8 protein-coding genes are annotated in these 15,803 nt (G+C 65.4%); 5 read left to right on the top strand and 3 right to left on the bottom strand.

Annotation, left to right across the window (positions count from 1 at the left end; genetic code table 11):
* Window positions 1-145: 145 nt before the first annotated feature.
* Genes F0U60_RS15515 through F0U60_RS15505 form a run of 3 tightly spaced genes read right to left on the bottom strand, consistent with a single transcriptional unit; the run spans window position 146 to window position 7,832 of the window.
* Window positions 146-3,616: a hypothetical protein gene (locus F0U60_RS15515; RefSeq protein ID WP_395820051.1), complete on the bottom strand. Its 3,471-nt coding sequence runs from the start codon at window positions 3,614-3,616 to the stop codon at window positions 146-148.
* Window positions 3,610-4,149: a DUF1318 domain-containing protein gene (locus F0U60_RS15510; protein ID WP_395820048.1), complete on the bottom strand. Its 540-nt coding sequence runs from the start codon at window positions 4,147-4,149 to the stop codon at window positions 3,610-3,612. Before F0U60_RS15510 ends, F0U60_RS15515 begins: the two co-directional genes overlap by 7 nt.
* Window positions 4,146-7,832 carry a hypothetical protein gene (locus F0U60_RS15505; RefSeq protein ID WP_395820045.1) on the bottom strand — a complete coding sequence of 1,229 codons (3,687 nt, stop codon included), beginning with the start codon at window positions 7,830-7,832 and terminating at the stop codon, window positions 4,146-4,148. Before F0U60_RS15505 ends, F0U60_RS15510 begins: the two co-directional genes overlap by 4 nt.
* Before the next feature lie 199 nt (window positions 7,833-8,031).
* On the opposite strand from F0U60_RS15505, the gene F0U60_RS15500 reads away from it, so the two are divergent.
* The 5 genes from F0U60_RS15500 to F0U60_RS15480 all read left to right on the top strand — a co-directional run bounded on the left by F0U60_RS15500 (window position 8,032) and on the right by F0U60_RS15480 (window position 15,712).
* Complete coding sequence (locus F0U60_RS15500; RefSeq protein WP_395820043.1) at window positions 8,032-8,613, top strand: hypothetical protein; 582 nt, start codon at window positions 8,032-8,034, stop codon at window positions 8,611-8,613.
* A gap of 108 nt (window positions 8,614-8,721) precedes the next feature.
* The gene (locus tag F0U60_RS15495; protein WP_395820040.1) at window positions 8,722-10,158 is read left to right on the top strand and encodes an amidase; all 1,437 of its coding nucleotides are present in this window, start codon (window positions 8,722-8,724) and stop codon (window positions 10,156-10,158) included.
* A gap of 211 nt (window positions 10,159-10,369) precedes the next feature.
* Window positions 10,370-12,109, top strand: a complete 1,740-nt coding sequence (locus F0U60_RS15490) for a pyridoxal phosphate-dependent decarboxylase family protein (protein WP_395820037.1) — start codon at window positions 10,370-10,372, stop codon at window positions 12,107-12,109.
* Between the two features lie 551 nt (window positions 12,110-12,660).
* A complete protein-coding gene (locus F0U60_RS15485) occupies window positions 12,661-13,731 on the top strand; it encodes a glycoside hydrolase family 5 protein (protein ID WP_395820034.1) in 1,071 nt (356 codons plus the stop codon).
* Between the two features lie 133 nt (window positions 13,732-13,864).
* Entirely contained in the window at window positions 13,865-15,712 is a 1,848-nt protein-coding gene (locus tag F0U60_RS15480) for a DUF885 domain-containing protein (protein ID WP_395820032.1), read from the top strand.
* The last annotated feature ends 91 nt before the right edge of the window (window positions 15,713-15,803 follow it).

Raw genomic sequence — 15,803 nt, 5'->3', positions numbered from 1 at the left:
TTGTCTCGTTTTCTGGTCCCAGAAAGGCAACCGGTCGTTCTATCGAGAGGCGAGGATAGAGGGTCACACCTCGGAAGAAAACACTCGGAAGCCCAGGAGAAGACTCCCCCAAAAGAGGGAGGGAGCACGCCCCCTGCCATGCAAGTCAGGGCTGTGCGGGTAGCAGCAGTGCGTCCCGGACCTCTGCTGGCGGGTTCGCGCTGAGCGCCAGATAGATCTCGAACCACGCCAGATAGGAGCGCCAGGAAGGATCTCCCTGGTCGAGGAGGGAGCGTCGCGCCTGATTCAGACGCTTGGGCACGTCGAAAGGCACCTGCGTGTTCCCATCCGCGTGCAACTGCGCCGCGAACCAGAGCACGTCGAGCTGACCGACATCGACCGGTGCGTGGGTGCGCTCGATCAGGGTGTCGGCATGCTCGAGCGCCTTGCCCAACCAGCGGGCCGCCTGCGCCGTGTCTTGTCGATCCACGGCATTCTCGGCCAGCCGCATCTCCGCCAGCGTCACCGCGCGGATATCCTCATCGCGATCCGACTCGGCGAACTGTTCCAGGAACAGCGCGCGCCGCTGTTCGAGTGCGTGGGCGGCGGCGTCCAGGTGCCCGAGTCGGGTCTCCGCATTGGCGCGCAGTCCCGCGGCGATGATGCGATAGGAGCGCAGAACGTGCCGGGGTGTGGCGTGTGCCCAGTTCAGCGTCGCTTGCACGGCGGGGGTAGCCAGGTCGCGATCAACTCGGTCCAGGTCCTCCAATGCCCGCTGGGGCTGACCCGCCCCCAGCTCCGCGGCGCAGCGAGCCAGCCGCACCACCAACCGGTTGCGCAGGCCCTCCGCGTCGCTGGGGCCCGATTCCACGGTGGGCAGCTCGCGATCGTAGAGCGCCAACGCCCGCTCGAATCGACCCGCGGCAAGGTTGTAGAGCGCCGCACGATCCAGCGCCAGGGTGGCGAACCTGGCCAGCTTCGGTGTGGCGTCCACCATGGCCAAGGCCTGATCCGCCGCCTGCGCGGACTCTACGTCGCGGCCAACGTGCAAGAGCGCCCGGGCACGAGCAAGGGACACCGCCAGCCCCGCCGCGTTGTCCACGTAGGGCAACTTGTCTCGCTGCTCGAGGTAACCCAGGGCGATGTGGAAGTTGCCCACCTGGGTGTGCAGCATCCCCAACGCGCCGAGGATCATCGCCCGGTAGCGGACGTTGTTGCGCACCAGGTCCAGGGCGATCATGTAGTGCCGGTTGGCGCGCTCTGCGGCGGAAGGAGAGCGGCCCCGGAGGAAGTCCTCGTGATGAATGGCGCCATAGAGGGCATGCACCTCGCGCTGGTTCTTGAGCTCCTGCCACGATGCGCGCAGCTCCTTCACGGCCGCCGCCACCGCCTGGGCGTGGGCCTGGTCATCCTCCAGCTTGGGTAACTGGCGCGCCGTGAGGTAGGCCTTCACGAAGTGCGCGAGCGGCTTGGCCATCTTCGCGGAGGAGGTGGTGACTTCCTTTTCCACCACCTCGGGGCTGACGCCGGCACGCAACCGCAGGCTCATGGACTCGATGGCACTTTCCAGTGAGCCCGTCCGTTGAGTCACGAGGTCGAAGTCGGCACGGGCGTCGTCCAGGCGCTGCCTCCCCAACCGGCGATAGGCGCGGCCCATCATCGCGCGGCGAAACAACCGTTCGGCCCGGCGGCGTTCCTCGGTCCCGGGCGGGGCGTCGTCGACGTAGACCGTCGCCAATGCCTCCAGCACGCCGTCGGCGCCAAGACCCGCCGCGCGCTCGACGGCGTCTTGCACCAGGACGCGTCGGCGAAGGGGATCCTTTTGCTGGCGGTAGAAGGCGATCAACGCATCCCGGACAGGGCGAGGGGGACGCTCGTCGTGCAAAGCGTTGACGTGACGGCCCAGCTCCAAGGCAAACGCATACGCCGAGCCGGCGGGCGCCGATGCGAGTGCCTGAGCCATGGCGGCATCCGCCTCCTCATAGGGGCGCCCCCGGTACAGGGCACGGACGGCGGCGCGAGCGAAGTCGAGCTGGTCGTCGTCACGAAACACTTTGTTCATGGAGAGCCGACGGCCGGCTTCGACCAGGGCCTCCCGATCGTCGAGCTTGCGGTACAGCGCATCCGCTTGCTCGAAATAGGCTTCCAGCACCGCGCGCGGCGTGGTGTCGGTCACCTGGGCGGACTCCAGCTCCTGGCGCGCCAGCGTGAAGTCGCCAGCGGCTTCCGCCAGTTCACTGCGCACCACGTGTTGAAAGACGGCGGAGGGCGGGCTGGGCGCCGCGGCGGGATCCAACGCGGCCATGCGTTGCCGTTCGGCGTCGATCGGCTCGTCCACCATGCGGCCGCGCTCGCGCTCCTTCATGGCGCGCCGGTGGTCGATGAGGAGCAGCAGCGGCTCCGCCAGTCCCGCGGTGGCGGGATCGTTCACCGAACGCATGTGGCGGGCGTAGAACTCCGCTGCCTCGAAGTCCTCGAAAGCCAGGTGGAGCAGGCTCAGGCGCATCATCAGCAGACGGCGGGGTTTGGGCCGGGCTTCGAGCAGCAGACGTTGGCGATAGAGCAGGAGTTGATCCGCGCGCCTGCCGACCATTCTCAATTCCTCGTTGAGACGAGGAACGTCCCAGTTGCTGGGAACCTGGCCATCCAGCGGCAGCTGATACACATCCAGCGATTGCTCGCGCGAGCAGGTCGCGATGAGTGACGCGGCCGCGGGCGCCGGGTACTCGCAGCTCCAGGACACACTGGTGAGCTGGTCCGGACTGGAGGCGGCGGCCAACTCGGGCGCGTCCTCGCGCTCAGAAGCGAAAGGCACCCGGAACAGCACGCCTCTGTCGCTGGCGTCGATCACCCCGTCCGCATTGGAGTCGGTGAAGAACTGCACCACGTACAGCGAGCGCCCATCGAGCGCGAACACCGGCTGTCCGGTCTGTCCCGGAAGATCGAGCGCCAGCGGTACGGGGACAGCGCCGGGGCGATCCAGCCGGAGAGCCTCCAGATGGGGCGAGGCGCGCGCGGCGAAGCCGGGGCCCACCTGCTGCACGGAGCGCTCGACCGGGACGTACACCAGCCAGCGCCCATCGGGTGAGACGGTGGGACTGGTCAGATTGCGCTCGAGCAGGGGACGACTCACGCTCAACTCGCGCTCCACCACGACCCGCGACAATCGCAGATCACCCTGGATGGTCGCCCGGCTCACCAGCGCGATATGCGAGGCATCGATCCATTCCGCCTGCAGCGCGCTGGTCTCTTCCTCAAGGCAGCGGCGACCTTCCCCACCGGACAGCTCTCGCACACACAACTGGCCGCTGGCCTGGTTTCGGAACGAGATGTAGAGCAGGTGTTTGCCGTCGGGACTGATCCGCGGCCAGGTCACGTCGGCACCTTCGTCAAAGAGGCGGCGCTCGCGGCCCTGTTCCAGATCCTGAATGTAGATTTCGGTCGCGATGTTGCGATTGGACACGAAGATCAGCGTGTTCCCATCGGGCGCCAACTGCCCCAGGAATTGATCTCCCATGCCCACGGTGAGCAGTGAGGGCCTGCGCAAGCCTCCGTCGTTCTCATCGTCCTGTGCCCAGACGCTGCCCGCGATGAAAACAACCAGGGCCAGGAGGAACCGGCCAGGGAGCGTCAGCACTTCTTTTCTCCCCAGGTGCCGTCATCGGCTTCAACCCAGCCGCCGCAGATCACCCCCTCCGCGTGCACCTGTTTCCAGCTCCGGCGTAGCGACTCTTCGGGCACGCTGGGGCGGACCGTCCGCATCCATTGCCACAGCTGCCGCCGAGCCTGGTTCACCCGTTCCACCAGGGCGACGTCATCCGCGGACAAGCGTCCGGCCCGGCAGCGGCTCCGGGTGTCCACCAGCAACCCGTCCCGCCCTTCTCCCACACAGTGGCGCCGCAGCAACTCGTCGACACGGTCCGCGTGTGTCTTGCCGAGGTTCTCGACCAGCGGCGTAGGCTGGATGCCCAAGTCCTCCAGTTGGTTGGGCGTGAGCGGCACCGGCGTCGGACTCATGCCCGCGCGAGCGAGACGCCGTTCCACGTCCTTGAACGAACCCGAAGCCTGTTCCTCGAGCGCCGTCGCGCGATCGACCATGACGATCTCCGGGGCGCGAATGCATCCAGAGAAGGCGAAGGCGGCAAGAAGCAGCAACCCGCGGCGTTTCATGGCAGGGCCTCCGGAGGAGACAAGGAGTCAATAACCCGGTCGACGATGGGGCCCATGGGAATGCCCCGGATCTCGTCGATGCTGATCAGCCTGGCCAGGCCGCCCATGGTGATGCTCAGGCGACCGAAGCCGTGGTTGAAGCTCACCCGCACGTGCTCCGGGTAACCCAATCCCAACGCGTAGCGGACGCGGTTGGTGGCGGGATCCGTATGGTGCGGATCCTCGAGGTCGAGCAGATCAAGCAGGTGGCGGTTGCCGATGCGCAGGATCTCCGCGCGCCCAGTGACGCTGCGATCCTTGCCGGAGATGACGACGGCGGCATTTCCGTCAAAGGGCTCGCCCCGGGACGATTTCACGCCGGTCGCCCGCACGCGAGCCTCCAGGGTGGAGTGCTTTCCCCGCCAGTCCAACACGCACTGTCCGGTGATACGCCCACCGCGGACGCCCATCTCCAGCTGACTCAAGGAAACCATATTCTGGTTGATGGACAGGTTTCCGGCCAAGGGCGCGATAGAAATGAGAGGCGTGGTGATGCTGCCCACCGACACGAAGCCGTTGCGTGAAAGCAAGGGGTGTTGGTCGGCGAAGCGAAGCATCGAGTACGGGTTCACGTCGATGTCGCTCAGCAGCCGCATCTGTCCTTCGTAGAACGCCACGTTTTCGGTCAGCGGCACGTTGCCATCGAGCATTTCGATTGCAATCCCCGATTCGGGCAGCCGCAGGTTGACGTTCTGGAGGAGAAGGTCGGAGAGGGTTTGGAAGACCACCAGGTTGGGCGAAGCCACCCGGAAATCAACCGTGACCTTGCCGCTGCTCTCGAGGAAGCCTGGCCGCGCAAGTTTGGACAAGTCCTGCGCCAGCTCACCCCGGACCGACAGGCGGCGCCGGTCGTCGCTGAGCTCGAGCCGACCTTTGGCTTTCAGCTGGGTACTTGTCCCCCCATTGGACAGCTGCAGGTCGGGGATGTGAATGACACCATTGGGCTCACGGAGAGCGGAGAAAGACCATTCCAGCTCCTGAACCGGATAGGGCAGCGCGGGCCGCTGTTCGAGAGAGCGAACCTTCAAGTGTTGTTTCAGCTCGATTTCGCCCGCTTCCCTCTTCTCCGTGAAGGTGGCGGTGGTGTCGCTGGACACGTCGGCGAATGACAGCCGGCGATCGCTCATGCGCACGGCGAGTTTTTCCACCGTCAGATTGCTGTGGACGATTCGCCGTGGCCCATCAGCGAGCGACTCGAGCTGCCAATGCAGAGCGGGGAGGTTGATCGACTGGGCTTCCTGTCTCCAGCGGATGCCGCGCACGTCCACCACCGCCTTCCCGTCGAAGCTGGCAGTACGCAGAGGGGCGGGGGCCAGGCTCGGGGTTCCGTCGGAGGCGATGTTCGTGATCACCCCGAGCAGCGTGCCATGCAGCTCGACGTTCAGCGCGAGCTGCGAGGGATCCAGTTCCGCGGGCACCTGAGCCTTGGCCAAGAGAGGAGCCAGCGCACCGATGGGCGGAATATCGCCCTTCACATCACAGCGAAGCGCACGGGCTTTTCGGTCGAACGCCAGTGCGGCATCGAGTGCGATCTTCAGCCCTGCCTGGCTGGTGAGCCCCAACCGGAGCGACGGCTTTCGGCGATCAAGGTCCAGCGTCAAGGTCTGGTGCTGAGAACCCACGTCGTTTTCACCAACGCGCAGCCCTTCGATTTGAAGATCCACTTCGCCCTTGTGCCGCCAGGAATCTCCTCGCGAATGCATCACGACGGCGAGGTTGCTGGCCGACACGTCGTCCCATCCTGGCCGCTGAAGGCGCAGCTCCGTTCGGTGCTCCAGCCGTGGCGAGGAGGAAAAGAGCGCCGCCAGCTTGCCCGTGGAGGCCAGGTTCACGGCCAGGTGCTTCCAGGGAATGCGTGCGGCGACTGACTCGGGGATGAAAGGCCGAGCGGCGACCAGGTCCGGGGTCTGGACAGCCAAGGTGTACGCCACATCGTCGGTCCCTTTGGTGGCATCCATCGACGCGTGCATCGTGCCAACGTCGAGCTCCAGCCGAGCGCGGGCCCGGCTCAGCCGCGGCTCGTCCAACTGAGGGAACACCTCCGACGCGTTGAGCGTCATGTGCACGGGGCCATTCAGCACCTCGCGTCCATCCGCCGTAACCACCTGGAGCGCCCCCACGGGCACGTCCGCTTTCAGAGCGAAGGGCGGCTCACCCGCCAAGGGGGCATGGAGCTGAAAGCCCAAACGCTCAGCAGTCGCACGGGTTCCGGATGCACGGACGTCCAATGCATCCACCATTCCAGACAGGGCAGCATCCCCCGCGACCTTGATGGGCGATGAGGGGTCTGGCCGCAGCTGGTGCCCCTTCAGTTCGCCGGAGGCCTTCGGAACACGAAGCGTGGTGGGCCCCCTGACATCGAGTCCCTGGAGCGCAAATGCGAGCTGAGCGGTCAGCCCCTTTTGGGGATCAGGGGTCGCCACCAAGGAGACACGCCCACCGCCGAGCGCCACCCGAAGCTCGTCTTGAACGAGCTGGAGCGCCGCGACGTCGGCGTCCAACCCCAGTTTGCCTTGGGCTCCCAACTGCGGCATGGCGCTGAGCGTGACCTCTTGGGCGTCCAGATGCACCTTGCCGCGCTCGATGGAGAACGGACGCCAATCAGCGGGGACCTGTTGCAGCAGCCGTCCGAGCTCAACATCCGCCAGAGCCCGCGTCACGACTGGCGGAACATCCGCTGCATCTGGAAGCACCAACTGGGCTTGCACTTCGGCGCTGTCGGTCAGCTGGGTACGGTCCAGCTCGATGGCGATGTGCTGCTTCTCGCTATCAAACTTCGCAGAGGCCGAGCCGTGCAGCAGTGTGCGGACCGTGAACTGCGGATCGAACGTCTGTCGCGCGACATCGAGGTCCACCCGCGCGCGAGCGCCCGACGCCCCTGCCTCCGCCGAGAGAGTCAGTTCCAACCGGGCTGAGGCCGACGGAATGGCTGGGCCTTCACGGCTCAACTCCAGCGGAAGCGGCGTACCGGTCTGGCCGATTTCCGCGAAGACCTTCCATCCATCGTCTTGATGCTTCGTTTCGACCGCGGCGGCGAGCCCACGCAAGGACCAGTGCTCGAGCACTTCACCCTTCCGAACGCGGACGTAACCCAACAACACGCCCGACACGTCGACCTTCCCGACGGGAGGTGCGGAGGCCAGGAGGGCAGCGACCTGCTGAGAGGCCCCGAGCGGCGCTTCGATGGGCGGCGGTTCAGGGGCTTCCGGCCCCATCAATCCCGTGAGAGACGTGGGCCCAGCATCGTCGGCCACCAGGGTCAAGGCCACGTCACGCACCGCCACCCGCTCAACCAGGGTCGTCCCGCTTAGCAGGGAGCCGGGTGACCATTGCGCCTCCAGCGTGCCGACGCGAAGCAGCTCGGGCGCGACGCTTTGGAACGGCGACGGGGTACGAACCACCAGCCCTTCCAGTCGCAGCCCCGAGAGCAAGACGACCTGGACTGTTTGGTAGTCCAGCTGCAGGCCCGTGGCCGCTTCCACCCTGGAGACGATGCGCTGCTTCAGCCAGGGACGGTCGAGGAGGTGCAGAGCAGCCACCGCCGTGACCAGCACCAGCGCGAGGGTCGCAACGGGAAGCAGGAGCACGCCTGCGATGATTCGAGCCAACCGCCGACGAAGTCGTCCAGCTCCTGGGGATTCCATGATTTTCGGTCGGGAGCGAGCGGCCCCCTCCGTCCTACCATGCGACGGAAGGGGGTTTCAATCGCGCCGGAGCCCCGGAACATTGGCTGCATCCAAGGGAGGCGGCGGGGGAGGCTGACGGGAGCGTGTGCTCTGGCGAGGTGTGGCTGGGGGGAGGGGCAGCACGGGACCGGCAACTGACGTTCCAGGAAAGGTGTTCATGAAGAAGCTCCGCATTCCCATGAAGGACGTTGAAGCAGCAGCGCAGCTCAGCTCCATCGCCCTGATTCTGGGGTGGTCGCTGGAGTCGGTGACGGAGGCGACGTCCACCCGGCCCTACCAGATCATCTGGGTCACCGATGAAGACGAAGCGGGTAGCCGGAGCATCGTGCGCTTCATCGACGACTTCATGATTGAAGTGCCGTACATCTACATTGAGAGCGAGGCTCCCGAGCACCTTGCCCCCGGGCTCCCGGAGTTCGTGGACGTCTACACGAATGACGAAATCCGGAAACTGGCGGACTCGGCGGCGACGGCGGAGCAGCTCCATCTGGCCGTGCGCCTCATGGCGCTCATCGCTCCGCCCGAGTTCGACGCGTCTTTCTTCGAGTTCTTCCGCAAGAGCCTGACGTTCCCGGACCCCACGGTGCAGCGCAAGGCCATCCTCGCCATGGGATACGTGGGCTGGAAAGAACTCCTTCCCGTGCTGGAGCAGCTCGCCAAGGAGGCCCTCCTCGCCTCCTCCGCTCCAGCCCTCCCCCTCAACATGGCTTTTATCCCACCTATACGTCCTTTGCTGTAGGTGCGGCTTGTTTCGACCCCTTTGACAGAAACGTGCACCTTCACACATGCAGACTCTTTTCACATAGCGTGCGGGTCTCGGGTTCGAGACAATGGCGAGGGGGCAAACATGACCAATCCCATCGAGCTCAATGCCCATGAGCTGTCCGCGTTGATTCACCAACGCAAGGTCTCCTACCGGGAGGTCATGCAGGCCTGTTTGGAAAGAATCGCCGAGGTGAACCCGGCCCACAACGCCATTGTCAGCCTCCAAGACGCAGAGGAACTCTATCGCCAAGCGGATGAGAGGGACACCCAACTGGCTCGCGGCGAGTCGCTAGGCTGGATGCACGGAATTCCGCAGGCCATCAAGGATCTCAGCGCGACTCGGGGAATCCGTACCACGATGGGGTCACCCCTGTTGCGCGACAATGTCCCAACGCACGACTGCATCATGGTGGAACGAATGAAGGGTGCGGGCGCCCTCATCATCGGAAAAACCAATACCCCCGAATTTGGTCTTGGCTCACACACCTTCAACAATGTCTTTGGAATCACCGGCAATGCGTGGGAGGTCTCCCGCTGCGCGGGCGGCTCCAGCGGAGGCACGGCCGTGGCTCTTGCCTTGCGAATGCTGCCGGTCGCCGACGGCAGCGACATGATGGGATCCCTTCGTAATCCCGCCGCCTACAACAACATCTTCGGCCTTCGGCCGTCGCAGGGTCGTGTTCCCTATGGTCCGGCACGGGACCAGTACGTGGCCCAACTGGGGACGGAGGGGCCCATGGGTCGCTGCGTGCGTGATGTGGCGTTGCTGCTGTCGACCCAGGCGGGCTGGGACCCTCGTGTCCCGCTTTCAATCGCCCAGGACGGCTCCGTCTTTGCCGAGCCACTCGACACCGAGGTGGCGGGGCTCCGCATCGGCTGGCTGGGAGATCTCCAGGGATATCTCCCGATAGAGCCCGGCATCCTCGAGGTCTGCGGCCAGGGACTGATGCGACTGGAGTCCCTGGGGTGTGTCGTCGAACCCGCCGCGCTGGGCTATCCGCCGGAGCAGGTGTGGCAGACGTGGCTGAGTTGGCGACATTGGCTGGTGGCAGGCAACCTGGCCGCATTTTATGCGAACCCCTCCGACCGGGAGCAGCTCAAGCCTGAGGCGCAATGGGAGGTCGAACAGGGCCTGCGTCTGTCCGGTGGCGATACCCACGCGGCGAGCGAGGGCCGGACCGGGTTCTACCAGCATCTGCTCACGCTGTTCGGACGCTATGATTTCCTGGCCCTCCCCACCGCTCAGGTGTGGCCTTTCGATGCCCATCTGCACTGGCCCAAGGTGATCAACGGGCAGGAGATGGACACGTACCATCGCTGGATGGAGGTCACCATCTACGCCACGCTGGGCGGGCTGCCCGCCATCAGTGTGCCGGTCGGCTTCAATGAGGCGGGCCTTCCCATGGGCATGCAGTTGATCGGCCGTCCCCAAGACGACCTCTCTGTCCTGCGGATTGCAGCTGCCTATGAACAGACCATCAGCGACCTGCTGGCACGCCGGCCTCCTGTCTTGGAATGACTAGACCACTTTCTCAGACTTGCCTGTGTTGGTCTCACTGTCGATAACGCGAGGGGAAAAAATGAAAGCCCATGATTTTGCAAGATACGTGGATGTGGCGCGTCAACCCCGGACCGAGGCGCCGCGGTGGTTCAAGGTCCGCAGCGACATCAACTCCGCCTTCCCCTCACCCTTCCGTTCAGAGACGGAGGAGGATCCTCTCTCGCAAGGAATGAAACAGGCACTGAGCCTGCTCAACGCGCTCAAGCCCGAGCCGCAGGGCCCCGCCTACCTCGGCACGAACCCCGCGGTGCCGGACTACTCGGACAGTGCCAATGCTCAGCTCGGGCAGACCGGTCTGCCATTGGGAGACGTGGTCACCCAATCAGCAGGGCTCTTCGAGGGCATGCCGCATTGGAACCATCCGCAGACCATGCCCAACGTCATCCCTCCCGCCAACCTGGCGGGCATCATCTCCGCGATGATGACGCAAGTCTTCAGCCCCAACATCATCGAGGGCGAGTACTCCTGGAACGTGGAGCGCTCCGAGCTGGAGTCTGCCGCCATGCTGGCCCGGCTGATTGGCTGGGATAACCCAAACAACCTGGATGGTACGACCGAGCCAGCGCCGGGAGGGCTCTACACGTTTGGAGGCTCGGGCTGCTACTTCTATGGCATGAAGTACGCACTGACACGCGTCCTCGGCAAGGAATCTCGTTCCAGGGGAATCCGCACGGACGCGAAGATTCTCGTTTCACAACAGGGTCACTATTGTAAGGAGAACTCGAGCGACTGGACCGGCCTGGGCATGGACAACGTCGTGCAGATCCGGACGGATCCGCAGACCAATGCCATGGACCTGAATCACCTGGAACAGGTCATGCTCGCGCTCAACGAGGCGCAAGTTCCCATCGCCGCCGTCGTCTGCACCATGGGCACCACGGATGCCTTCGCCGTGGATGACGTGAAGGCGGTTCGGGCGCTGGTGGAGAAGTACCCCAACCCGGCCCCCTACGGTAAAACCTTCATTTACTGCGACGCGGTAATTGGCTGGGCCTGGTTGACCTTCAGCACCTATGACTTCAGTAGCAACCCCCTGGGCTTCTCTCCCGCGGTACTGGAGCAGGTCCGCAAGAACTACGAGGCGCTCCAGCACATGCGCGAGGCGGACGCCGTAGGCTGCGATTTCCACAAGGTGGGCTGGGCTCCCTACAACTGCAGCTTCATCGCCATGCGCGACTTCACGGAGTTCCAGAACCTGATGCGGCGAGGTGAGTCCGCCTACCTGCAAGCGAGGACGAGGTACAACCCGGGCCTGTATACCCTGGAGGTCTCACGTACGGGGGCCTATTCCATGGCGGGCTGGGCCACGCTGAGGTTCCTGGGACGGGAGGGCTTTCAGTCCATCCTCGGCGGCGTACTCGAGGTGCAGGAGGCGCTGCGCGGGCTGATCCAGGAGCACCCCGAGCTGGTGTGCGTCAACACGGCGGACACGGGCTTCGTGACCCTCTTCCGCGTCTATCCCCCAGGCACCAACGCCCAGCAGCAGTACGAACGCGAGCTCAACAATCCTGACGCCCTCCCGGAACTCAAGAGGCACAACGAGCTGCAAGAGAAGGTCACGGACAAGGTGTGGGAGTGGTTCCGGAGCGGGCAACTCCACGATGGCGCCTACGCTCCTTACATCAGCTACACAAGCGGTTTCCGGCCCACCGCATACAACCCTGATACGACGATGGATGGGGCCGTCATCTACGCCATCAAGTCCTACCCCATGAACCTCAACGTCGGCCTGGACTCCATGCAGGTGCTGCTCAAGATCGTGCTGGCGGCCCGGGACGAGGTACTGAGGGAGGAGGCGGCGGGCCACGCCCCCACCCCCAGGAAGCCGGTGGCTCGCCGGGCGATTCCGCGGTGGGGAACGGTGGAGGATTTGCTCAGCGGGGTCACGCGCCGCACGCACCGCGGGTAGGCACCACGAAGGGCCCCGTGAGCCCTTGTGCCGCGAGATGCAAGACTTCGACAGGAGCCGGGGCAATAAAACCGCCAGACGAGGGGCGTCAACGCACGCACTCGCGGCACCTTCCGGGCCTCGCGCGAGGCAACGAGCCACCCGTCCTCCAGAGGCTGCTCCACCTCCAGGAGGACGGGCCGCAGCTCCGGGTGGAGACTGGCCAGCGCGCAAGGTAGCGCCGCGTCGAAGCCCACCAACTCATGCCCCGCCAGGTCTTCCGGTGAGCGCGGAGGCGCGGCGCGCTCCAGGTAGCGTGAGCTGGCATAGAGCCGCCAGGCGAGCTGCCCCACCTTGGTCGGTAACGGGACTGCCGCGCCGAAGTGGCAGGTACCCGACGCGGTCAATCCCACCATAAACATTGAAAGAGGCTGGAACCAGGCTGGCTTGCACTTCTCTCCTCCCACCGCTTAGACTACATATCACTGATAGTACTGACTTTCTGAATTTGCTTGAACTCGTCTGAGATTGAGCACACATTGCCCATCCCACAATTTGGAGGAAAACCACATATGAAGAACACCCGACTGATGGGATGGCTCACCCTGGGGGCATTCCTCTGGGGTTGCGGTGGACCGCTCGAGGAGCAGTCCGGGACCCAGGAGCCGGAGACTCGCGCGAATGAGGTCACGCTGGCCGGACCCCTGCCGTACCGTGGGATCAACCTCGCAGGTGCCGAGTTCGGCTCGGCGATTCCGGGCACGCACGGCAAAGACTATGTCTATCCGGATCCCGCCTACGCGAACTACACCACGGCGGATTACTACATCACCAAGGGCATGACGACGTTCCGCCTGCCTTTCATGTGGGAGCGGCTGCAACGGACGCGGAATGCCGCGTTCGACGCCACGGAACTGAGCCGGTTGAAGACGACGGTGAACCGGCTCACCGGCAAGGGTGCGACCGTCATCCTGGATCCGCACAACTACGCTCGCTACAACGGTGCCCTCATCGGCTCGGGTATTCCCAACGCCGATTTCGCCGACTTCTGGACGCGGCTGGCCAACGAGTTCAAGGGCAATGCGAAGGTCGTCTTCGGCCTCATGAACGAGCCCCACAGCATGCCCACGGAGCAGTGGTTGGCGGCGGCCAACGCCGCCATCCAGGCCATTCGCAACACCGGAGCCACCCAGCTCATCCTCGTGCCGGGCAACGCGTGGACGGGTGCCCACTCGTGGACGAGCAACTGGTACGGCACGCCCAACGCCACGGTGATGCTGCAGGTCAAGGATCCCCGCAACAACTACGCCTTCGAGGTCCACCAGTACCTGGACAGCGACTCCTCGGGCACCCAGGCCTCCTGTGTGAGCACGACCATCGGCGCGCAGCGGATGCAGTCCTTCACGAACTGGCTGCGCGCGAATGGCAAGAAGGGCTTCCTGGGCGAGGTGGCCGGCGGAACGGACTCGGTCTGCCTGAGCGCCCTCGACAACATCCTGGACCACCTGGAGGCGAACTCGGATGTCTACCTCGGGTGGACGTACTGGGCCGGTGGACCCTGGTGGGGCAGCTACTTCTTCTCGCTCGAGCCGGCGAGCGGCGTGGACAAGCCCCAGATGAGCGCGCTGAGCAGCCACCTCTGACGGAGCCTCCCCCGCCGGACATCGTCCTGGCCTCTTCCATGAGCTGGATAGGCCACGAGCCTTCCTCGCGCGGTTTTCGCACCGCGCGCCGCGCGCTATAGACGGGCCCTTCCCTCCTCGCAAAGGAATGCCCGTGCCGTCCTCCCGATTTCTCGCGCCGCTGCTGCTCGTGCTGTCACTCGGTGCGTGCGCGACCCCTTCCGCCACGGTCTCGTCCCCGCCCCCCGCGTCGGACGCGAAGACCGGCGACAGCGATCAACGCCTGCTGGCCTTCCTGGACGCGGCCTACGAGGAGCGCCTCGCGCTCAGCCCCGAGGGCCTCACCTACCAGGGCTCGAAGCAGTCCTATGATCGGCTCGATGACTACACCGAGGCGGGGGCGCGCAAGCAGCAGGAGCTCGCCGAGCAGCAGCTCGCCCGGATGAAGCGGGAGTTCGATGAGCGCGCCTTGAGCCCCGCTTCGCGCCTGTCCTACCGGCTCTTCGAGGACCTGGTCGTCCGGGACCGGGGGCAGCTGCGGTGGTTCTCGCACGCCTTTCCCGTCACCAACAGCTCGAGCCCGACCGGGAACATCCCGGTGTTCCTCATCAACGCGCACAGGGTGGGCTCGGTGAGCGACGCCCAGGCGTACGTGTCGCGCCTGCGCGAAGTGCCGCGGGTCATGAAGGAGATCTCCGAGCGGATGCGGGCGCAGGCGGCCCGGGGAATCGTCCCGCCGAAGTTCGTCTTCGCACCGGTCGAGGCCGATGCCCGCCGGGTGATCTCCGGCGCGCCGTTCGACACGGGAGCGGACAGCGCGGTGTGGGCGGACTTCCAGAAGAAGGTGGGCGCGCTCGAGGCCCCCGCAGAGGTGAAGGCCCGGCTGCTCGATGAGGCGCGCGAGGCCCTGAAGGGTCCGTTCAAGAGCGGCTACGAGACCCTCCTCGCGACGATCGCCGAGGTGGACCGGCAGGCGAAGGGCAATCACGGAGCGTGGAGCCTGCCCGACGGCGCGGCCTACTACGCCGACCAGCTGCGCTTCTACACGACCACGGAGATGACGCCGGAGGAGATCCACGCGGCGGGGCTGGCGGAGGTGGAGCGCATCCACCGTGAGATGGAGGCCGTCCAGAAGCAGGTGGGCTTCCAGGGCTCGCTCCAGGACTTCTTCGCCCACGTGAAGGCGGATGCGCGCTCGCACTACCCGAACACCGAGGAGGGCAAGCAGGCCTATCTGGAGGACGCGCGGCGGTTCATCGCCCAGGCCATGAGGGAAGCACCCCGCCTGTTCCACCGTCTGCCCCGAGCGGCGCTCGAGGTGCGCGCGGTCGAGCCCTGGCGGCAGGAGACGGCGCCGGTGGCCTTCTACAACCTGCCGGCTCCGGATGGCTCCCGGCCCGGCATCTACTACGTCAACCTCGCGGACATGAATCAGGTGCTCAAGCCGCAGATCGAGGGCATCACCTACCATGAGGCGGCACCCGGCCATCACTTCCAGGTCGCCTTCGCGCAGGAGCTCGAGGGCCTGCCGAAGTTCCGTCGCTTCGGCTTCTACGGCGCCTATGTCGAGGGATGGGGCCTGTATGCCGAGAAGCTCGGGCGGGAGCTGGGCTTCTACGCGGATCCCTATTCCCGCTTCGGCCAGCTGTCGCTGGAGCTGTGGCGGGCGACCCGGCTCGTCACGGACTCCGGCATGCATGCCATGCGCTGGTCGCGCGAGCAGGCCATCGAGTACTTCAAGAAGAACACGCTGCTGAGCGACCGGGACATCGTCAAGGAAGTGGAGCGCTACCTCGTGTGGCCCGGGCAGGCAACGAGCTACAAGGTGGGCGAGCTGCGCATCCTGGCGTTGCGCGCCAGGGCCCAGGAGGCGCTCGGGCCAGGCTTCGACGTGCGGGACTTCCACCAGGTCGTCCTCGGCGACGGCTCGCTGCCGCTCGACGTCCTGAGCGAGCAGGTGGAGGCGTACATCGCGGCGAAGCGCGCCCCACCGGCCCACTGAGCCTCACGGCTGGCTTTACTCAGCCGCATGTGCGGAGTGGGCCCCCAAGAACCCATCATCAGAGCGTCTTCCACTGAAGTTCGTGCGCGCC

Origin of the sequence: Archangium minus (assembly GCF_044360475.1) — a bacterium.
GTDB lineage: Bacteria > Myxococcota > Myxococcia > Myxococcales > Myxococcaceae > Archangium > Archangium minus.
The sequence above is the reverse complement of the archived record's forward strand: the minus strand, read 5'-3'. Positions and strand labels throughout refer to the sequence as shown.